General features: G+C 64.3%; 18 protein-coding genes. 10 read left to right on the forward strand and 8 right to left on the reverse strand.

Annotation, left to right across the window (positions count from 1 at the left end):
- Positions 1-10: 10 nt before the first annotated feature.
- The 3 genes from GPICK_RS16945 (at position 11) to GPICK_RS07415 (ending at position 1,167) form a co-directional block, all read left to right on the forward strand.
- Positions 11-217, forward strand: coding sequence for a 4Fe-4S binding protein (locus tag GPICK_RS16945; protein WP_084201370.1), 207 nt, complete (start codon positions 11-13; stop codon positions 215-217).
- A gap of 171 nt (positions 218-388) precedes the next feature.
- Positions 389-856 carry a bacterioferritin gene (bfr, locus tag GPICK_RS07410; protein WP_039741790.1) on the forward strand — a complete coding sequence of 156 codons (468 nt, stop codon included), beginning with the start codon at positions 389-391 and terminating at the stop codon, positions 854-856.
- A 2-nt stretch (positions 857-858) separates the two neighbouring features.
- Positions 859-1,167 (forward strand): hypothetical protein, encoded by a 309-nt coding sequence (locus GPICK_RS07415; protein WP_039741792.1) that lies wholly within the window; start codon positions 859-861, stop codon positions 1,165-1,167.
- Positions 1,168-1,272: 105 nt separating this feature from the next.
- On the opposite strand, the gene GPICK_RS07420 is transcribed toward GPICK_RS07415, so the two are convergent.
- Together GPICK_RS07420 and GPICK_RS07425 are read right to left on the reverse strand one after the other, a co-directional pair.
- Complete coding sequence (locus GPICK_RS07420; protein ID WP_039741793.1) at positions 1,273-1,533, reverse strand: hypothetical protein; 261 nt, start codon at positions 1,531-1,533, stop codon at positions 1,273-1,275.
- Between the two features lie 164 nt (positions 1,534-1,697).
- Entirely contained in the window at positions 1,698-3,143 is a 1,446-nt protein-coding gene (locus tag GPICK_RS07425) for a glyceraldehyde-3-phosphate dehydrogenase (protein WP_039741795.1), read from the reverse strand.
- Positions 3,144-3,620: 477 nt separating this feature from the next.
- On the opposite strand from GPICK_RS07425, the gene GPICK_RS07430 reads away from it, so the two are divergent.
- The gene (locus tag GPICK_RS07430; protein ID WP_039741797.1) at positions 3,621-4,331 is read left to right on the forward strand and encodes a PEP-CTERM sorting domain-containing protein; all 711 of its coding nucleotides are present in this window, start codon (positions 3,621-3,623) and stop codon (positions 4,329-4,331) included.
- 115 nt (positions 4,332-4,446) lie between these two features.
- Here the strand turns inward: GPICK_RS07430 and GPICK_RS17570 are convergent, their stop codons facing one another.
- Positions 4,447-4,599: a hypothetical protein gene (locus GPICK_RS17570; protein WP_169745365.1), complete on the reverse strand. Its 153-nt coding sequence runs from the start codon at positions 4,597-4,599 to the stop codon at positions 4,447-4,449.
- 283 nt (positions 4,600-4,882) lie between these two features.
- Here GPICK_RS17570 and GPICK_RS07435 point away from each other — a divergent pair, with 283 nt between their 5' ends.
- The 3 genes from GPICK_RS07435 to GPICK_RS07445 all read left to right on the forward strand — a co-directional run bounded on the left by GPICK_RS07435 (position 4,883) and on the right by GPICK_RS07445 (position 10,586).
- Positions 4,883-5,347 (forward strand): hypothetical protein, encoded by a 465-nt coding sequence (locus GPICK_RS07435; protein WP_039741798.1) that lies wholly within the window; start codon positions 4,883-4,885, stop codon positions 5,345-5,347.
- 143 nt (positions 5,348-5,490) lie between these two features.
- Positions 5,491-7,965 carry an AMP-binding protein gene (locus GPICK_RS07440; protein ID WP_039741800.1) on the forward strand — a complete coding sequence of 825 codons (2,475 nt, stop codon included), beginning with the start codon at positions 5,491-5,493 and terminating at the stop codon, positions 7,963-7,965.
- The gene (locus tag GPICK_RS07445) at positions 7,962-10,586 is read left to right on the forward strand and encodes a cation-translocating P-type ATPase (RefSeq protein ID WP_236685676.1); all 2,625 of its coding nucleotides are present in this window, start codon (positions 7,962-7,964) and stop codon (positions 10,584-10,586) included. Before GPICK_RS07440 ends, GPICK_RS07445 begins: the two co-directional genes overlap by 4 nt.
- Before the next feature lie 37 nt (positions 10,587-10,623).
- Here GPICK_RS07445 and GPICK_RS07450 read toward each other — a convergent pair whose 3' ends face one another.
- The 5 genes from GPICK_RS07450 to GPICK_RS07470 form a co-directional block, all read right to left on the reverse strand.
- Positions 10,624-11,451: a hypothetical protein gene (locus GPICK_RS07450; protein ID WP_039741801.1), complete on the reverse strand. Its 828-nt coding sequence runs from the start codon at positions 11,449-11,451 to the stop codon at positions 10,624-10,626.
- A gap of 245 nt (positions 11,452-11,696) precedes the next feature.
- Positions 11,697-12,560: a chemotaxis protein CheX gene (locus GPICK_RS07455; RefSeq protein ID WP_039741803.1), complete on the reverse strand. Its 864-nt coding sequence runs from the start codon at positions 12,558-12,560 to the stop codon at positions 11,697-11,699.
- Positions 12,561-12,618: 58 nt separating this feature from the next.
- A complete protein-coding gene (locus GPICK_RS07460) occupies positions 12,619-12,978 on the reverse strand; it encodes a response regulator (protein WP_039741804.1) in 360 nt (119 codons plus the stop codon).
- A 157-nt stretch (positions 12,979-13,135) separates the two neighbouring features.
- Positions 13,136-15,265: an L-lactate dehydrogenase (quinone) large subunit LdhH gene (gene ldhH, locus GPICK_RS07465; protein WP_039741807.1), complete on the reverse strand. Its 2,130-nt coding sequence runs from the start codon at positions 15,263-15,265 to the stop codon at positions 13,136-13,138.
- Positions 15,266-15,267: 2 nt separating this feature from the next.
- Entirely contained in the window at positions 15,268-15,771 is a 504-nt protein-coding gene (locus GPICK_RS07470; protein WP_039741809.1) for a LutC/YkgG family protein, read from the reverse strand.
- A 189-nt stretch (positions 15,772-15,960) separates the two neighbouring features.
- On the opposite strand from GPICK_RS07470, the gene GPICK_RS16645 reads away from it, so the two are divergent.
- The 3 genes from GPICK_RS16645 to GPICK_RS07490 are packed head-to-tail and all read left to right on the forward strand — an operon-like array spanning position 15,961 to position 20,666.
- On the forward strand, positions 15,961-17,976 hold the full coding sequence (locus GPICK_RS16645) for an L-lactate permease (protein ID WP_052263343.1): 2,016 nt from the start codon (positions 15,961-15,963) through the stop codon (positions 17,974-17,976).
- A 22-nt stretch (positions 17,977-17,998) separates the two neighbouring features.
- Positions 17,999-19,372, forward strand: a complete 1,374-nt coding sequence (locus GPICK_RS07485; protein ID WP_039741811.1) for an FAD-binding oxidoreductase — start codon at positions 17,999-18,001, stop codon at positions 19,370-19,372.
- Positions 19,373-19,421: 49 nt separating this feature from the next.
- The gene (locus GPICK_RS07490) at positions 19,422-20,666 is read left to right on the forward strand and encodes a (Fe-S)-binding protein (protein ID WP_039741812.1); all 1,245 of its coding nucleotides are present in this window, start codon (positions 19,422-19,424) and stop codon (positions 20,664-20,666) included.
- Positions 20,667-20,747 lie beyond the last annotated feature (81 nt).

Raw genomic sequence — 20,747 nt, forward strand, 5'->3', positions numbered from 1 at the left:
ATGGACCACCATGATAGAGATCGATTCCACCCGTTGCAAAGGCTGCGGACGCTGCGTGGCGGCGTGTCCGAACCGTTTTGTCAGCCTTGAGACGGCGGGCACGAGAAAGTGTGCGTCCGTTATCTCCACCGGCTGCTGTACGCGGTGTGGCCGGTGTGTCACCGAGTGTCCTTTCGGCGTGATCACCATTCCCCCTCCAGCCTCTTCCGCTCGTTGATTTTAAGTGGTGCCGATTTTTCCCCCCTCCGTTTCGTGGGACGAGATTTTTCTGTGCCCGCTCCTCCAATTCCTTTTCTTGACCTTTGGGCAGTCTCTGCTTCACTTTACGGAAAGAACCGTCCGTCCGGACTGTTCTTTAATGCTACGGACCGGTGAAGGGAGGATATTCATGAAAGGGAACGAAAAGATCATCGAGCACCTGAATATGCGTCTTGCCGAGGAACTGACCGCCGTCAATCAGTACTTCGTCCATGCCGAGATGTGTGAAAACTGGGGGTATGAGCGGCTCCACGCCATGATCAGGAAGCGCTCCATCGACGAGATGAAGCATGCCGAGAAGTTGATCGCCCGCATCCTCTTCCTGGAGGGGAAGCCGATCGTCAGCAATCTCAACAGAATTCATATCGGCGCCGAGATCCCCCGGATGCACGAGAATGACCATGCGGCTGAGGAGGCGGCCATCCGGGGGTATAACGAGAGTATCCGTCTGGCGGTGGAGGTGGGGGACAATGGTACGCGGGAACTGCTCGAATCGATACTGCGGGAGGAAGAGGGGCATATCGACCTGCTCGAAGCGCAGCTCGACCAACTGAAGCAGATGGGCGTACCCTCCTACTTGAGCGAACAGATCGGTTAGCGATGAACCTCATCCAGATCCTTCTGCCGCTCTATGATAATGGCGGGAAACCGTTTCCGCAAGATGAGTACCTGCGGGTGCGGGACGAACTCACGGAGCGCTTCGGCGGGATCACCACCTATGTGAGATCCCCTGCCAAGGGGTTGTGGAAAGAGTCACCCACCAGTACGGTTCATGACGACATCGTTATTTACGAGGTGATGGCCGAGGTTCTGGATCGGCAGTGGTGGCGGGAGTACCGGGAGGAACTGTCACGGCGCTTCCTGCAGGAGTTGCTGATTGTGCGGGTAAGTGAGGTGCAGTTGGTATAATAGGGGAAGGACGGGGACGTTCTGGCAATAGAGAAGGGAGGCTCGTGTCTCCCGTAAAACAGCAAAGCCCGCAGTAGTGTGCGGGCTTTGCTGTTTCGCAATCGGCTAGCGGAGAAAGTCGAGCACGAGCGCGCGGGCCTCGCCGGTTTCGCGCCCCGCGGCCTCCTGCCGCTCTTCCGGGGTCATCAGTTCGTGGAGGATCTCCCGGGCACGCTTGCGGCTGCCGGCAATGGCCTCGGTCATCCGGCAGAGGATGAGGACCGGCAGCCCCGCACGGTATCCCTCCACCAACTTGGCGATTTCGTCGCGTTGTTGCTCAGCGCTCCACGTCTTGTAGAGTGATGCTCCCAAATCAGCGTGCAACATGCTCTCTTCCTCCCTGGTGGCCGCCGCTCAGGGGCCGCGATCTTCGTGCTGCCGGATGGCCCAGAATACTGCATGGTGTCGGGGGCGTCCAGCGTTATTCCGTCCCGAAACATGACGTTACGATTGAGGGAACGCTTTGTTTCGTTCAACGGTGAAAGGCGTGGTCAGTTCGGAACGGAGGGGAGCTCCACCCCGGCCATCTTCTGGACCATGCGCACCACCTGGCAGCTGTAGCCGAACTCGTTGTCGTACCAGACGTAGAGGACGCAGCGATTCCCCTGAACAATGGTGGCAAGGGAGTCGACCACCCCGGCGTGGCGGGAGCCGACGAAATCGCTGGAGACGACTTCCGGGGAGTTGGTGTAGTCGATCTGGTTCTGCAGCGGCGAGTTGAGGGAAATCTCGCGCAGATGGCGGTTGATTTCCGCAATGTCCGCCGGTTGGGAGAGTTCGAGGTTCAGGATCGCCAGGGAGACGTTCGGGGTCGGGACGCGGATGGCATTTCCGGTCAGCTTCCCGGTCAGCTCCGGGAGCGCCTTGGCGACGGCCTTGGCGGCACCGGTCTCGGTGATGACCATGTTGAGGGGGGCGCTCCGGCCGCGGCGGGACGCCTTGTGGTAGTTGTCGATGAGGTTCTGGTCGTTGGTGTAGGAGTGGCACGTCTCAACGTGTCCGCTGACGATGCCGAAGCGGTCGTTCACTGTCTTGAGCACCGGCACGATGGCATTGGTGGTGCAACTGGCGGCGGAGAAGATCCGCTCGCTGGGAGTGATCAGCTCGTTGTTCACGCCGGCGACGATGTTCGGAATGTCTCCCTTGCCCGGCGCGGTGAGGACGACCTTGGCGATCCCCTTGGCCTGGAGGTGCCGGCCCAGCCCCTCGCGGTCGCGCCACTTCCCGGTGTTGTCGACGAGAATGGCGTTGTGGATGCCGTACTGGGTGTAGTCGACGCTTTCCGGGGCGTCGGCGTAGATGATCCGGATCATGTTGCCGTTGGCGATAATGGCGTTTTCTTCCTCGTCGATGGTGATGATCCCGTTGAAATGGCCATGGACCGAGTCGCGGCGTAAAAGGCTCGCGCGCTTGGCCAGGTCGTCGGCCCCCCCTTTGCGGACCACGGCGGCCCGCAACCGAAGCTTTTCACCGCTCCCCGATTTCTCCACCAGGAGGCGGGCAAGGAGCCGCCCGATCCGGCCGAAACCGTAGAGGACCACATCCTGCGGCTCGCTCAGCAGGGGGACGCGGCCGGTGTTGACCGCCGCCAGTTCCCGGCGGACAAACGCACCCACCTCCTCCGTCCCTCCCTTGGCCTGGTAGGCGACGGTCAGCTTTCCGATGTCGATGCGCGCCGGGGCCAGATCGAGGGAAGTCATGGCCTTCAGGAGCGGATAGGTGTCGAGAACCGAAAGCTCTTCGTCAAGGATGAGGCGCGCGAAACGGTGCGCCTTGAGGATATCGATGGGGGTACTGTTGACCAGCGAACGGCCGTAGACCGAGGTTACGATGTTATGCTCGCGGTAAAGATGGCCGATGAGCGGAAGCATCTGCTCGGCGCATTCTTCGTGGCTCTGCCACTCCTTCAGGTAGGTTTCCTGTTTCTTGCTGGTCATCTTGAATCCCTTCTCCGTTTGTGTGTAGTGCTGGCTTCTACTGCCGGCAGAAGGGCATCGTCTGGCCCTGTTGGCGGGATGGCAGCTCAGATTTTAACTACATATAGTAAAATATGGACCGCACTTTCTCAATAAAAATCACAGCCGTGATGACTGCAAGGGGATACGGTGTCGGGCGCCACGGGTGGCGGGGCGTACCGTTCGGTCTTGGGCTAAAAGTCTGTATCATGCGGGCATTCAGGGACAAACATGAGGCCTGTTGACGCCATGCTGTCGTTGCAGGCAGTGGAAGAGGTGCGCTCATGAAAATTGAAGGCGATTATGGAGTTCTTTCCGTTGTCCGTCGGATTGTCTTACATAAATTTGATCCTGACACCTGCGTTGCGAAATATTGTCTTTAATATCAATGGGTTGTTAATGGCATATTGTTTGAATGTTTTAATGCATAATTTTTTGGTTGGAAAAGGAGGGAACACTATGAAAACCACACGTGTGAAACTGGTCTCCCTGTCGGTGGCGTTGGTGATGGCGTTTGTCCTTTGCTGTGCCTTCAAGGCAAACGCACTCAGTCTCGCAACCGATGCCAGCGCATTCTCCGGCAGCGACACGATCGACTGGGGAACGCTGGGCCCGGGTCGTACGAAGCTCTCGCAGCCCTTCTCAAACGCTGTTGGCGGCATGCCGGGACTGGGTGTGACGGTGAGTATGCCCTCGTCTGGTCTCATGGAGACTCGGGTCCAGGGGAAATCGTGGGCGGGCAATTTCGGTTCAGGCGAAAGCCTCCTCTGGACAAGGTACTCCAACGGCCCGCTTATCCTTGATTTCGACTCTGCTGTCAGCGGCGTCGGCGCCCAGATCCAGGCCAACAGGTTTGGCGATTTCCTCGCCACGATCGAGGCCTTTGATCAGGGTGGCGCATCCTTGGGATCGTTCGTTCTCAACGGGCACTCCGACTATTCAAAAACCGACACCGCCCTGTTCATCGGTGTCTTGAGTAATCTGGCAAATATCGACAAGGTGGCGTTCAGTGTCGCAAGTGTCACGGGACACAACGACTTCGCCATCAACAACCCGCTGGTGCAACGGCAGGCTGCTCAGCCCGCGCCGGTCCCCGAACCTTCCACGTATCTGCTGCTTGGCATCGGTCTGATCGGTGCGGCGGTCGCGAGATGGAGGACGAGAGGATAGGGGAGAGGCGGATTTCGCCGATGGAGGAAACAGGAACGGGGGTGCCGAATGGTACCCCCGTTTCACGTGGTGCTGACAACAGTGATTCTGAAAAATCCGGGAATGTGGCGGCGGACTAGCCACCACCCTTCATGTTTTCATAGAAGAGAAAGATGAGAAGAACGACGAGTGCCGACGCGATCACGGTCAGGACAATGGCGATGATCAGGTTGGCGGTATCACGAACCTTTTCCTGAGGCGTTCTTGTCTCCCGGAAGTATCTGCCCATGCTCTTCCTTTCCGTCGCGCGTTCAGGATTGATAGTGTATTCACACTCTATCCAAACTCCGTTCCAATAGCAAGTGTGCGACAGCAGAAAAATTCATGAGAAGCCCCGTCTGAGTATATTCCGTAATGCACGTTGCCCGAAGCTGCAGGAGTCGCCTCGTTTGGATTGATTTCCGACAAGAAAAGCACTTGCGAGAGAGTCACATTGTGTATACAGTGTTGCCAGCCGGGGGCAGCCGCGCAATGGCCTGAAGGGAAATCCACTCGCAACGGTGCGGACGGTCATGGACTGCATAGCGCTGAAAAAGTTCATTGCGACGGACAGCCATCTTTCGCAGATACACTTCCTCCTCAAGACCAAGGCGAAACGGGGGGAGTCCCACGCCCTTGTCTACAACGCCGGCCGGTTCTTTGACCGCCACGAAGATAATTGTCACCGTGAACTCGTCTTCCTGCGGGGCAGCTCGTTCGAAGCCGCGCTCCGCAGCGGTCTGATCCGGCTCGGGCTCGCGATCCTCGCGGCAGGGTTCGGCATCGTCGTGCGCAACCTCATTGCCGTTGTGGCGATACCCCTCGTCGTTTTTCTGCTGCGCGGCCAGGCAACCATGATCCGCCGTGCGTATCTCTATGACCGCTGCCTGAAGGATTACCTGACATCGCTTCGCCAGACTCGCCCCCATCGGCGCGAGGCATTCCTGAAAGAGGTGTCGGAACGCGAGCCGTGCATAGCCGACTGCGACCGCACATAACAGCGAATCGACACCGAGTGGAATCAACCGGCACCAGGGCCGGTTTTTTTGTGCCCTGCGAGGGGCACGGTTGCGTGGCCTGAATTGGACCTTATACTGTATTCCACCGCTGCGGCAGCTCCACTTTCCTTTCAGGGCAGGCAATGAACACTCTGGCCGATCTGCTGGCTACCTTCCCCGACCATGGCGAACGCACCGCCTTTGTCCACCGGACTGGCGTGCGTCGCCTCACCTATTCCTATGCTGATCTCCATCTCCTCGCTCTCCGGATGAACGGGTGGCTCACCGGCCAGGGGGTGGGGCGCGGAGACCGCGTCATCCTCTGGGGGCCCAATTCCCCCTGGTGGGGGGTGGCATTCTGGGGAATCGTCGCCCGTGGTGCCGTGGCGGTTCCGGTCGACTTCATGTCGGGTGCCGAGCGGGCGGAGACCATCGCCCGCCTCACCGACGTCGCCCTCGTGATCCAGAGCCGTGACAAGCTCGACCGTCTCGCCGGCCGGGCGTCCGTCCTCTTCGAGGAGCTTCCCTTCCTGCTGGCGGAGACGGAGCCGTGCTCCGCCGTCCATTCCCCCGATCCCGACGAGATGGCGGAGCTCATCTACACCTCCGGCACCACCGGCAATCCCAAGGGGGTGATCCTTTCCCACCGCAACCTGATGGCCAACCTCCTCCAGGTGGACCGACACATCCCCGTGGTGACGCCGGGATTCACCTTTCTCTCGCTCCTGCCGCTCTCCCACATGTTCGAACAGATGGGGGGATTCCTCACCCCTCTCCTCAACGGGGCAGCCATCGTCTACATCCGGACCCTGAAACCGTCGGCAATCCTCGACGCCCTGGGGGCGGAGGACGTCTCCGCCGTCATCGCGGTGCCGCGGCTGCTGCAGCTCCTTCGGGGCTCCATCGAGCGGGAGCTGGCGGCAAAGGGGCTCTCGCGGATCTTCGAACGGCTCCTGGCAGCGGCAGACAGGATGTCTCCCGCCCGGCGTCAGCTCCTCTTCTTTCCGGTGCGCCGGAAGTTCGGTCGCCACTTCAGGCTGTTCGTATCGGGGGGGGCCCCCCTGGACCCCGAGCTCTTCCGCTTCTGGAACGCCATGGGGTTCACCGTCGTTGAAGGGTACGGGCTCACCGAGTGTGCGCCGGTCCTGACGGCCAACACCATGGAGCGCCAGGTGCCCGGCTCCGTCGGACCGCCGCTGCCGGGGGTGGCACTGCGCCTTGCGGACGGGGAGGTCCTTGCCCGTGGCGACAACATCTTCTCCGGCTACTACGAAAACGAGGAGGCGACCCGGGAGGCCTTCGCCGACGGATGGTTTCGCACCGGCGACCTCGGCGAGTTCGACCCCTCAGGATGGCTCCGGATCAAGGGGCGGCGCAAGGAACTGATCGTCACCGGTGCCGGGGTGAACGTCTATCCCGACGAGATCGAATCGCTCCTGGACCGGACGGCGGGGGTGCACGAGGGATGCGTCATCGGCCTCGACCGGGGAGCGGGGGAGGAGGTCCACGCCGTCCTCATTCCTGACGGGAGCGGGCGTCCTCTGGAGGAGATCATTGCCGAGGTCAACGGGAGGCTCGACGAGCTGCACCGGATCACCTCGTTTTCGGTCTGGCCCGAGGCCGACTTTCCCAAGACCACCACCCTCAAGATCCGAAAGTTCCAGGTCCGGGAGCGGGTGCTGCAGGGGAGCGGCGCCGGGGAGGCGACCACCGTCGACCGGCTGGCGGCGCTCATCGCCTCCGTCACCGGCATGCCGACGGAGCGGGTGACCGACGAGGCGGTGCTCGCCACCGATCTGGGGCTCACCTCCATCGGTCGCCTCGAACTCGTGAATGCCCTGGAAATCGAATTCCGCCTCGATCTGGAAGACTCGGTCATCGGGCCGGCGACTCGGGTGGGCGACCTGCGGGAGATCGTCCGCAGGCGGGAAAAGGTCGAGTTGCGCGAGCGCTTCCGCCCCTGGGCCGCCGGTCGGGCCGCCCGGGGAGTCCGTCGCGTTCTCGATGCCGTCCTCCACTTTCCCCTCGTCCGCCGCTTCGTCAGCCTGGAGGCCGCCGGCGTCCGAAATCTGGAAGGGATCGCCGGCCCGGTCATGTTCGTTTCGAACCACCAGAGCTACTTCGATCATCCGGCGATCATGCTCGCCCTGCCGCCGGAACTTCGCTACAACACCGCCACGGCGGCCTGGGAAGAGTTCTTCTTCCGCAACTACCGCAACCTGCCCCAGAAGCTCTGGAAGCGCCTCGCCTACGACTACACCTCCGTCGCCTTCACGGTTTTTCCGCTCCCCCAGAGCCGCGGGTTCAGGGGAGCGCTCCGTCACATGGGTGAGCTGACGGACCGCGGGATGCACACCCTCGTCTTCCCCGAGGGGGAGCGTTCCTTCGACGGGACGCTGCTGCCGTTTCGGCAGGGACTCGGGATCATGGTCCGCGAGCTCGGCGTCCCGGTGGTGCCGGTGAGGATCGACGGGCTCCAGCGCGTTTTCCCCCGCGGCGCTCCGTGGCCGCGGCGGGGCCGGGTGCGGGTCCTGTTCGGGAAGCCGCTTCGCTTCGGTGTCGAGTCGCCGGCCGAGATCGTGGCGCGGGCGCGCCGGGCGGTGGAGGAGCTGCTGTGAAGAGATGGCACGGCCTCACCGCCGCGGCGGTAATGGCAGAACTGGCGTCGGGCCGGCAGGGGCTTGCGGCGGAAGAGGCGCGCCTTCGCCTGGAACGGTACGGGCCCAACGAGCTGGAGGAGCGGGGAGGGCGCTCCCCCCTCGCCATGTTCGTCTCCCAGTTCACCGACTTCATGATCCTCGTCCTCCTGGCGGCGGCGGTAGTGGCCGGTGTCATCGGGGATGCCGGGGACGCAGCTCCCATCGTGACCATCGTGATCCTCAACGCCATCATCGGCTTCGTTCAGGAATACCGGGCGGAGCGGGCCATGGCGGCCCTGCGGGAGATGGCGGGGAACACGGCGACGCTGCTGCGCGATGGGGTGGCGGCGACGGTTCCGGCGCGGGAGATCGTACCGGGAGATCTGGTGCTTCTGGAGGCGGGGAACGTAGTCCCTGCCGATCTGCGGCTGGTGGAGGCGGTCCGGCTCACCGCCGTGGAGGCGGCACTGACCGGCGAGTCACTCCCGGCGGAGAAGGGGACGGAGCCGGTGGTCGGGGATGACGTCCCCCTCGGCGACCGCCGCTGCATGGCCTACAAGGGGACGGTGATCACCGGCGGCCGGGGCGCGGGGGTGGCCGTGGCCACCGGCATGGCGACGGAGCTCGGCCGCATCGCGACCCTGATCCAGGCGGAAGCGGAGACGAAGACCCCCCTCCAGCGCCGCCTCGCCGCCTTCGGCAGGCGCCTCGCCATTGCCATCATCATGGTCTGTGCGGCGATCTTCGCCCTGGGATTCCTGCGGGGCGAGCCGCCGCTCCTGATGTTCCTCACCGCCATCTCTCTCGCCGTGGCGGCAATTCCCGAGGCCCTGCCGGCGGTGGTTACCATCACGCTCGCCCTGGGGGCCCGGAAGATGGTGCGCCAGAATGCCCTCATCCGGCGGCTGCCGGCCGTGGAGACCCTCGGCTCGGTCAGCTACATCTGCTCGGACAAGACCGGAACCCTGACCCTGAACCGGATGACGGTGGAGTCCCTTTACGTCGACGGGACTCTTCATCCAGCGGGGAAAGCGGCGGGGGAGGGGGCTCCCCGCGACCTCTTCATGACGGCCATGGCCCTCTGCAACGATTCCCGGTTCGACGAGAGCGGGAACCCCGTCGGCGACCCGACGGAGACGGCGCTTCTGGCGGCGGCCCGTGCCGCCGGGCACGACCGGCCGGTCCTGGAGGAGGGGTATCCCCGGGTTGCGGAGCTCCCCTTCGACCCGGAGCGTAAGTGCATGACCACCTTCCATCGGTCCGGCGGCGCCGTCGTCGCCTTCACCAAAGGGGGGGCGGAGGTGATAGTCGGCCGGGCGGAGACGGTGCTGACGGCCCACGGCGAGATCCCTCTGGACCGGCACGTCATCGGGCGGGTCATCGAACGGATGGCGGGGGAGGGGCTCCGGGTGCTGGCGGTGGCCATGCGGAGGTGGGAGGCGGTCCCCCATAACCTTGAGAGTGCAACGGCAGAGCGGGGTCTTACCCTCCTGGGACTGGCGGGAATGCTCGACCCGCCGCGGGAAGAGGCGAAGAAGGCGGTGGAGCAGTGCCGCACCGCCGGCATCACCCCGGTCATGATCACCGGCGACCATCCGCTGACGGCCCTGGCCATAGCCCGGCGGCTGGAGATCGTGGGGGACGGGGGGGAGGCGGTCGTCACCGGCCGGGAACTGGCGGCAATGGCGCCGGAGGAGCTGGCGCAACGGGTGGAGGCAATCAGGGTCTACGCCCGGGTGGCGCCGGAGCAGAAACTCGCCATCGTCAAGGCGCTCCAGGCCCAGGGACACTTCGTCGCCATGACCGGCGACGGGGTGAACGACGCGCCGGCCCTCAAGCGCGCCGACATCGGGGTCGCCATGGGGATCACCGGCACCGACGTCGCCAAGGAGGCGTCGGCCATGATCCTGCTTGACGACAACTTCGCCACCATCGTCAAGGCGGTTCGCGAGGGGCGGCGCATCTACGCCAACATCCTCAGATTCATCGTCTACTCCATCACGAGCAACACCGGCACCCTCGTGGCCATCACCCTCGCTCCGTTCTTCGGATTGCCGCTGCCGCTCCTGCCGATCCAGATCCTGTGGCTCAACCTCCTCTGCGACAGCCTGCCGGGGCTGGCGCTGGCGGGGGAGCCCGCCGGCCGGGGGATCATGAGCCGCCCGCCGGTAAACCCCGCGGAAGGAATCTTCTCCGGCGGCCGCGGTCTGTACGTGACCGGCTACGGCCTCCTCATCGGCGGTGTTGCCCTGGCGCTCCAGGCTTGGTCCCTTCGCCGCGGGCTCCCCTGGCAGACCATGGTCTTCACCTTCCTGGTCGTAAACCGCCTCGCCGTGGCCCAGATGGTCCGCTCCGAGCGCGAATCCCTCTTCCGGGTCGGCCTTCTCGCCAATCTCCCCCTTGCCGGTGCCATCGCCGTCACGCTCATCCTGCAACTGGCGGTGGTCTACGTTTCCTTTCTCGCGGCGATCTTTTCCACCTCGCCCCTCTCCCTTGAATCCCTCGCCGTCACGCTGCTGCTGGCGTGCGGCATCCTCGTCGGGTCGGAAGGCCACAAGCTCGCACTGCGCCTCTGGCATCGAAGACGCCGGGCGCCATAAACCCGATGCGCGGCCCAAAGATGGGGGCGCGCGGCTGTCACCGCTTGTTGAGGATGAGGTAATAGCGCTGCACTTCAGCGTCAGCGGTGGGTGAGGCAGCAACGGGCTTTGCCGGCGCTGCCTCGGGCGGAGTATCATGCGGTGCCGGAATTGGTGTCACCGAGACGGTGCCCGCCTTCGTTTTGGCCGTCGATTGCACGGGAGTGGCGCTTCGCTCTGAAGGGGCGGAGGGGGTGGGCCTGGCGCTGCCAACGTTGTGCGCCGGTCCCAGTGCTCCCTTGCCGGGCGAAGCGACTGGCGGGGGTTTGGGGATCTCATCCCGTATAACCGGAGGAGGGTTCGGAATGGGCAGCGATGCCGTTTTATGGGGGATCTCCGCCGGTACGCCCATGGCCGGAAGCGGGGGGTGTGCTGCCCGAGGGGCCGGCTTCAAAGGGGGGGAAGGGATGGAGCTGCCGGCGGCCGGCACTCTGTCGGGCGCAACGGGAGGAGAGAGCAGGTGCAGCAGCGCTGCTGTCAGGACTCCCGCTGCATACCAGGGGAGCCGGAGCCTGCGGCGCCGGGTCGCAATCCGGCTCTGCACCGCCGGCGGCGTGGGGGGGATGACGACGACCTCCCCTGCGGATGCGGGCACCACGGCGTGCTCCTGGGCCGATGCCAGAAGCCTGCGGTAGGTGCAATAGAGCTCCTTCAGGACCTCCAGCTCCTCCCCGGGATCCGTGGCGACGCCGTTGGGAAACTGTTCCCGGAGAAATGCCCTGAAGGCGTGACGGATCTCCTCGGGGGACGCATCGGGTCCGACGTCGATGAGGATGCCGGAAGAGATGCCCGGCACTGACCTGTCTGTATCGGAGGCGCTCTTCACGATCACTCTCCCTTGCCGGTCCGGCATGAGTGTCTGCTGCGGACGGGTACTGATTGGAAAAGCAATAATGGTGCCTCAATGTAATGTGCTAATTTTGCTAATAAATCTGGCCTGTTGCCTTGAGGTTTTTTCTCGTACTGTAAATTTATCCGACACGTGCGGATGCAGATGAAAAAAAAGGGGATGCCACACCGTGCGGATGGTGGCACCCCCTTTGAGGAGCGGACGGAATTGTTCGCCGTTACTTATTGATTAATGAAGATCGCCAGTTCCACCCGGCCCCCCTCGGCGAGGCAGACCGGGAAGCAGAGCGCCGTCTGGCCGGCGGGGGGGGCGATGCCGGCAGCCCCGTCCAGGAGTTCGGGGGGGGCGATCTCGATCGCCTTCCCCATCTGGGCAGCCTTGGCCGCCACGTTGCCGAGCACCACGTTCACGAACTCCATGATCGTGTCGTCGAGCACTTCCTTCGGTTCGCCGTCAACGGTGGCTTCCTTGAGAATCTCCTTGGCGATCTTCTTCTGGGTATCGGCCGAGACCCCCATTATGTACCGGCCCGACACGTCTCCGAAGAAGTCCATGGCGGCGTAGACATCACGGGCCGGCACCGCCTGTGCCAGGAAGATCGGCTCGGGGCGGAAATTCAGCAGCGCCACGCGGGTCAGCATCTTGTAGGAGAGGTCGGCCAGCATCTCCCAGAACGGCGCGTCGGCGACCCCGGCGGGGATTGCCACCTTGTCGGTGGCGTACTGGGCCTGGTCGGCCTTGAACTCGTCGAGGAGCGCCGGCAATTGCTCGGTAGTGATGCCGCCGACCTTGACCAAGGCCTCGCCGATGTAGAGGTGGGTATTTTTCTGGCGCCCCAACACCTGCATCATCTGGTCGCCGGTCAGAAGCCCCAGCTTCACCGCCATGTCGCCGAAACGGAGATCTTCGGTCCGCTGGGCGTCGTGAACCTTATCGATGTCGGCCTCGGCGAGCAGCCCCATGGTCTGGGCGGTGGCCCCAAAGCTCAGGTTGACCGACTCCTGCAACTCTATGGCCTGCAAGAGGATTTCCCTCGATACAACTTCTTTTTCCACGAGAAACTGTCCGAAAAACTTGACCGCCATATCCGGTCCTCCTTGAGAAGTTTAGTGCTGTCCGAACGTGGTGAGGATCCGCAGGCGGCTACAGTTCGCGGAGGATCTTCAGGACGTTTTCCCCTTCGAACGGTTTGGAGATGACCGTCCGGGCCCCAAGCCGAAGCGCCTCAGTAAACTTGTCGCCAACCCCCCCGAGGGAGGTGACCATAACCACCTTCACGTTCTTGTCAAGGGCCACGAGGGTCCGAAGCGCCGTGAGGCCGTCCATTCCCGGCATGTTCATGTCCATGCAGATGATGTCGGGGTGCTCCGTCTGGTGCAGCCGGATCGCTTCCATGCCGTTCTTACCGTGGCCGACCACCTGGAACTCGCCGCTCTCGGTGAGGATCTTCTCCAACTGACGTGCCACCGTGATACTATCATCCACAACCAACACCTTTTTCATGCGCTCCTCCTTCCTATCGGTACGCAACACGCGTTTAGTTAGCTCGCACACTTCATTATATCGGCAGGTTGCTGATTATATTTAGAAAAAAATATCGGGGCCGTTCCCGGCCCCGATGCGTTAAAGCAAGCTGTTGAAAAGCGGGCGGATTTGCCCGTTACTGTTCCTCCAGGCGCCGCGCCAGCAGGGTGGCCGAATGCTCAACGGTGATGCCGGTGCCGGCAGCTTCGAGCCCCCCCTCGATCTGGAGCTTGCAGCCGGGGCAGTCCACCGCCACGGTCTTCACCCCGGTGGCGGCGATGTTTTCCATCTTGTTCTTCAGCACCTCCTGGGAGATTTCCGGGTACTTGATGGAGTAGGAACCGCCGAAGCCGCAGCACTTGTCGCAGTCGGTCATCTCCCTGATTTCGACCCCCACCAGCTCCGTGAGGACCCGTCGTGGCTCCTCGTGCACCCCGCACCCCCGCTTCAGGTGGCAGGCGTCGTGGTAGGTGACGGCCGGCCGTTCGCCCTTGCCAGCCCCGCGTCCCACTCCCGGAGCCTCGCTCTTGCGCGCCGCCAGCTCGGAGAAGTTGAAGGTCCTGGCCGCCAGCCGCTCTGCCTTCTCGCGCCAGACTGGGTCGGCGGAGAGGAGCTTCGGGAAGTCGTGGCGCAGCGACATGGTGCAGGTGGGGCAGATGGTGACCACGTAGTCGGCATCCTCCTCCAGCAGGACATCGGTGTTGATCTTCGCCAGATCCCGGGCCACCTCCATCTCGCCCGAATAGCGGGCCGGGATGCCGCAGCAGCTCTGTTTCTGGGGGAACGCCACCTCGTAGCCGAGGGCCTCCAGGCTCGTCACCGTATCCATGCACATCTCCGGATAGACGAAATCGGCGAGACACCCCGAGTAGAACAGGACCTTCTCCCGGCTCCCGGCAGCCGTCTTCCGGCTCCCGGACCGCTCCGCCATCAGGTCCCGGAACGGCTTCTCCGCGATGGGGGGAAGCGACCGGTTCGCCGTCTCCCGGTTCAGGATGAGGGGGAGGTGACGGATGCGCCCCCCTTCGCCCTGGAACGGCTTCTGCGCCAGATAGGCGGCCCGGAGCGTGGCGTGGAAGAGCTTCCGGTTCTTCATGAGGGTGCCGAAGAGAAACTTCTGTCCCACCGGCTTGCGGATCTTGTCCCGCAGGTCGACGATGAGCCCCTCGATGTCGATCTTCGAGGCGCAGACCTCATTGCACTTGCGGCAGCCGATGCAGAGCTTGAGGATATCCTCCGCCTTGTCGAAGCCGTGGAAGAACGGGGTCAGCACGAGGCCGATGCCGCCGACGTAGATGTGGCCGAAGACGTGGCCGCCGACGATCTCGTAGATGGGGCAGACGTTGGCGCAGGCGCCGCACTTGACACACTTGAGCGCCTCGGAGAAGTCGGGGTCCGCCGCCAGCCGCAGGCGGCCGTTGTCCAGGAGCACGATGTGGAGCTCCCTCCCGTCGCCGCCGGTGGGCCCCTTGATGAACGAGACGTAGGAGGTGATCTTCTGCCCCGTGGCGTTCTTCGGCAGGATGGTGATGACGTCGAGGGCCTCCGTCAGGGAAGGGACAATCTTTTCCACCCCGATGAGGGCGATGTGGGTGCGGGGGAGGGTGGTGACGAGCCGGCCGTTCCCCTCGTTGGTGACGATGCCGATGGCGCCGGAGTCGGCCACGGCGACGTTGGCTCCCGACAGCCCCACCTGGCCGGTGAGGAAGCCGCTGCGCAGCGTCTCCCGGGCAAGCTGGACGAGCTGGGGGATGTCGGGGGTGCACTCCCTGCCGGTGGCACGGCTGAAGAGCTCGGCCACGTCCTCGCGGTTCTTGTGGATGGCCGGCATCACCATGTGGGAGGGGCGCTCGCCGGCAAGCTGGATGATCCACTCGCCGAGATCGGTCTCAAGGCACCGGACCCCCCGCTCCTCAAGATAGTGGTTCAGTTCGATCTCTTCAGAGGTCATCGCCTTTGACTTCACAAGGAAGTCGGCCCCTTTGCCGCGGATGATCTCATGGATGGTCCGGTTCGCCTCCTCCGGAGTGGCACAGAGGTGGACCGTGGCACCGGCCTTTTCGGCGCTGGCGGTGAACCGCGCCACCAGGTCGGGAAGGCTCCGGAGCCCTTCCTGCTTGAAGGCGGAGATCCGCCCCCGCAGCTCCTCGAAGTCGATTCCCTCGAAGGCCTTGGCCCGGGCCACCGGATAGGCCGCTGCGAAGTTCTTGAGGGCGCGGCGGAGAAACGCGTCGTTGATCTTCTGCCGGATGATTTCCTTTGCCATGGTTATTCTCCCTCCACGATCATGATCCGGAGCTCCTTCGGCCCGTGGACGCCGATGGTGAGGACCCGCTCGATGTCGGCGGTCCGGCTTGGCCCGGTGATGAGGGAGAGGTAGGCAGCGTCCGGCGTGGAGAGGAGGTCGTGCAGCGTGGAGCCGAGGGCGGCGAGGTCGGCAACGATGGCCGACGCGGGAAGCAGCACCAGGTGGACCGGGGGAAGGGCGGTGGCGCTGCGGCCCAGAGGGTCGGAGAGCTCCAGAAGGAGGCTGCCGGTCTGGGCGATGCCGGCCTGGGCGAAGCTGATGCCGACCTCCGCCGTCTCCCCGGCGTCGGCGGAGACGAAGGCGAGGCCGGCAAGCTCTGACCGGACCCGGTCGGGGAGCGCCGATGCCGCCGCCGGCCGGCCGGCGGCATGGGAACGGAGCGCCGCCACGGCATCACTCATGGTGGGAAATCGTTTTACCTCTGCACCAACCGCCTCGGCTGCCGTCGTAAACTGCTCGACCATGGGAGGGTACCTCGTAAGATGTAATACCAACAGATGTTTTGAGGATAACCGACGCTAAATATAAGTGTCAAGGCTATATGCAGCAGAATGAAAAATCGTGTTGACACAAAATTGTCAATTTGGTAATTGGTAAGACAAACAAGCAAAACTGTATTTTATTTTAGAACCTGCAGCGAAAGGAGTCAGTGTATGCCGTGGATCCAGACCTACACCCCCGTGGGAGGGAGCCTCGGGCTTTCGGCCCTGGTCGCCGCCGTCCCCCTCGTCGTCATCTTCATCTGCCTTGCCGTCCTTCGAATGAAGGCCCACAAGGCGGGTCTCCTTGCCGTCGGCTCGGCTGCCGCCCTGGCCATCGGCGTCTGGGGGATGCCGGGGAAGCTGGCCGGGCTTGCCGCGCTGCAGGGAGCGGGCTTCGGTCTCTTTCCGGTCTTCTACATCGTCATCACGACCCTTTTCCTCTATAACATCACGGTCAAGGGGGGGCAGTTCGAGATCATCCGTGCCTCGCTGGCGGGTGTCACCGGCGACCGCCGCCTCCAGGCGCTGCTGATCGCCTTCTGTTTCGGTGCCTTCATCGAGGGGGCGGCCGGCTTCGGAACGCCGGTGGCCATCGCCGGCGCCACTTTGGTGGGGCTCGGCTTCCGCCCCCTCTACGCCGCCGGCGTCTGCCTCGTGGCCAACACCGCCCCCGTCGCCTTCGGTGCCATCGGCATCCCGGTGGTGGCCCTGGCCGGGGTCATGGGGTACGGCGACGACGGGATGATGAAGCTCTCCACCATGGTCGGCCGCCAGCTCCCCTTCATCTCGGTCTTCATCCCGTTCTACGTCATCATGATCATGGTCGGCTGGAAAAAGACCATCGAGGTCCTGCCGGCCATCATTGTTTGCGGGGTCACCTTCTCCCTCTCCCAGTGGGCCACCGCCAGTTACCTCGGCCCCTACCTCCCCGACGTCACGGCGTCGCTCCTCTCCATCGTCGCCCTGGTGCTGCTGCTCCGCGTCTGGCACCCGAAAACGATCTGGACCTTCGACCACGAGCCGGATTTCGCCGGCAAGGAAGAGCATCACTACACGGCGGGGGAGGTGGCACGCGCCTGGGCTCCGTACCTGGCCCTCACGGTCATGGTGCTCCTCTGGGGGATCCCTTCCATCAAGACCGCCCTCGACAAGAGCGCCGTGGAGTTCCCGGTGGCCGGTCTTCACAACGCCATCGTGAAGAAAGTATCCAAGCCCGAGGATGGCGCCACGAAGGTAGGCACGGTCTGCGGAGAGATCGACAAGCAGCTGGCCCTGCTGGCGCCGGCGGACCCGAAGCAGACGGCACTGGCGACAAAGCTTCAGGAGCTCAAGGGGGCCGAGACGCAGCTTCTGGCCGTCGAGCAGGCGCTGGCCGGTCAGGGGACGATGCTGACCGACGAACGTCTCAAGGCGTTCGACGCGGTGGCCAAGAAGAAGGATGAGGTGCAGAAGCTGGTCAAGGAGGCGTCGCAGGCCGGTAGCGCCGTGGCGGGCCTCTCTCCGGCCGCTTCCGGCAGTGCCCTGGCCGCGGCCGCTGCTGCGCCGGCCCTTGCCAAGGACCAGTTCAAGCCCCTCGACAAGGCCCTGGCCGACCAGCTTCCGGTCAAGGTCGCCGCCAAGTACAAGTTCAACTTCATGTCCGCTGCGGGCACCGCCATCCTCATCGCCGCCTTCCTCTCCGCCCTCATCTGCGGCGTCGGGATGGGGGATACCGTGCGGATCCTCGGCAAGACCCTCTACGACATGCGCTATCCGGCCCTCACCGTCGCGTCGGTGCTCGGCCTCGCCTACGTCATGAACGCCTCCGGCATGACCAACTGCCTCGGCCTCGCCTTCACCAAGACCGGCCACATCTTCCCCTTCCTCGCCCCGGTCCTCGGCTGGCTCGGCGTCTTCCTCACCGGCTCCGACACCTCGTCCAACGTCCTCTTCGGCGGCCTGCAGAAGGCGACCGCCGAGCAGCTCGGCATCAGCCCGATCCTCACCGGCGCCGCCAACACCAGCGGCGGGGTCATGGGTAAGATGATCTCGCCCCAGTCCCTGGCCGTGGCCACCGCCGCCACCGGGATGGTGGGGGAGGAGGGAACACTCTTCCGCTTCACCCTGAAGCACTCCCTCTTCCTGACGGTGGTCGTCGGGATCATCGTCTACCTCCAGGCCTACGTGCTGCAGTGGATGGTACCCTAACGTTCAGATCGGGAGAGCAGTCATGGAACCATCATTCATCAAGGAACTGAGCGGGATTGTCGGCACCGACCAGACCCTCATCGACACCGAGAGCCTCGCCTGCTACGGCTACGATTCCACCCCCGAGCACGAGAGCCGTCCCGGCGCCGTGGTCCTGCCGGGGTCGGAGGAGGAGATCTGCCGGATCTTGGCGCTCTGCCACGGCGCCGGCGTACCGGTGACCCCCCGGGGGTCGGGGACGAACCTCTCCGGCGGATCGCTGGGGCGCCCCGAGGGGGTTGTCATCCAGACGAGCCGCCTCAACCGGATCGTCGAGATCGACGAGGAAAACCTCACCGCCACCGTCCAGCCGGGGGTCATCACCAGCACCCTCCACAAGGCGGTGGAGGCCCAGGGGCTCTTCTATCCCCCCGATCCCGGGAGCATGAACATCTCCACCATCGGCGGCAACGTGGCCGAGAACGCCGGCGGCCTTCGCGGGCTCAAGTACGGCGTCACCGCCGACTACGTCATGGGGCTGCGGACGGCGCTTCCCGACGGAAGCCTCCTCAGAAGCGGCGGCAAGGTGGTGAAGGATGTGGCCGGCTACAACCTGAACCAGCTTCTCGTCTCCTCCGAAGGGACCCTGGGGCTCTTTACCGAGGTCACCGTCAAGCTGATCCCCAGGCCGCCGGTGAAGAAGACGATGCTCGTCCACTTCCCCCAGCTTGAGGATGCCGCCCTGGCGGTTTCCCGCATCATCGCCGCCCGGGTCATCCCGGCCACCCTGGAGTTCATGGACCGGGTGACGATCCGCTGCATCGAGGAGTACGCCAAGGTGGGGCTGCCGCTGGATGTGGACGCCGTGCTCCTCATCGAGGTGGACGGCCATCCGGCCCAGGTGGAGGAGGAGGCGGCCGCCGTGCGGGCGGTCTGCGAAAAGCACCGCTGTTCCTTCTTCCAGACCGCTGCCACCGCCGACGAGGCCCTGAAGCTCGCCACCGCCCGGCGGGTGGCACTCTCGTCGCTGGCGCGGATGAAGCCCACCACCATTCTGGAGGACGCCACCGTACCCCGCAGCTGCATCGCCCCCATGGTGAAGCTGATCCAGGAGACCGCCAGGAAGTACGACCTCACCATCGGCACCTTCGGCCACGCCGGCGACGGCAACCTCCACCCCACCTGCCTCACCGACGAGCGGGACACCGACGAGATCGCCCGGGCCCACCAGGCCTTCGCGGAGATCTTCGAAGCCGCCATCGCCATGGGGGGGACCATCACCGGTGAGCACGGCGTCGGACTCGCCAAGAAGAAGTACCTGCCGCGGCTCGTGGGGGAGTCGGGGCTCCGGGTGATGCGGGGGATCAAGGGGGCGTTCGATCCGAAGGGGATTCTGAACCCGGGAAAGGTGTTCTGACGGGCGGGCGCGGATTTCCGGAACCTGGTTACTGAGCGTTGAGGCATCCATGGAATACGTAAAGCTGATCAACTGCATGCGCTGCGGCATGTGCCTGCCGCACTGCCCGACCTATAAGGAAACGTTCCTCGAAACCGCCTCCCCCCGGGGGAGAGTGGCGCTCATGCGCAAGATCGAGGAGGGGGAACTGGAGGCGAGCGAACGGCTCCTCGAATACCTTTCACTCTGCCTCGACTGCCAGGCGTGCGCCACGGCCTGTCCCTGCGGGGTGAACGCCGGCGAGATGGTGGCCGAGTTCAAGTGCGAGCGGCACGAGGGGCGGGGGCTCTCCGTCATGGAGGATCTGGTGCTGCGGAAGCTCCTGCCGCACCCCGACCGGCTGGAGGCGGCGGTGGCACCCATGCGGGCCTACCAGCGGAGCGGCCTGCAGAAGATCGTCCGCTCCCTCGGCATCCTGAAGATGTTCCCCCCGGCCATCGGGAGGATGGAGGGGCTGCTCCCCGAGCTGCCGGCCCGTCCCCTGCGCCGGACCATCGATGAAGTCACCCCGGCGGTGGGGGAGGAGCGGGGACGGGTCGGCTTCTTCCTCGGCTGCGTCATGAGCCTCGTCTTCTCCGAAGCGAGCTACGCCACGGTGCAGCTCCTCTCGGCCCTCGGCTACACGGTGGTGACCCCCAAGGCGCAGAAGTGCTGCGGTGCCCCCAATATGCTCGCCGGCGACCGGGAAGGGCTCCTGGAGGCGGCCCGGTTCAACGTCGATCTCTTCGCCGGACACGACCTCGACTTCATCGTCACCGACTGCGGCGGCTGCGGCGCCGAGCTCAAGAAGTACGGCCACCACCTGGCGGGTGACGAGGCGGCTGCGGCCTTCGGCAACCGGGTGCGCGACATCTCGCAGGTCCTCTCCCTCCACGGCGACGAACTGCGGGAGAAGCTCACGCCGCTCCCCCTCACGGTCACCTACCACGACCCGTGCCACATCGCCCACTGCCAGGGGATACGCCAGGAGCCGCGGTCGCTCCTGAAGCTCGTTCCCGGCCTCGACTGCCGCGAACTGGCCGAGGCGGACGCCTGCTGCGGCAGCGCCGGCACCTACAATATTGAGAAGCCCGAGATGTCCGACCGGGTCCTGAGCCGCAAGATCGCCACCATCAAGGCGACCGGCGCCGAGGTCCTCGTCACCTCCAACCCCGGGTGCCTGCTGCAGCTCAAAAAGGCCCTTGCGGAGGAGACGCCGCCGGTGCGGGTCATGCACCTCACGGAAGTGCTCCACCGCAGCCTCTCACCCCGCTGAACGGCGGTCCATTAATACTGTTGCCTTCCCCCGCCTCATAGTGTATTCATAACCGCGGCGCATGACTATTTTCTCATCCGG

This window comes from Geobacter pickeringii (assembly GCF_000817955.1).
GTDB classification, from domain to species: Bacteria; Desulfobacterota; Desulfuromonadia; order Geobacterales; family Geobacteraceae; genus Geobacter; species Geobacter pickeringii.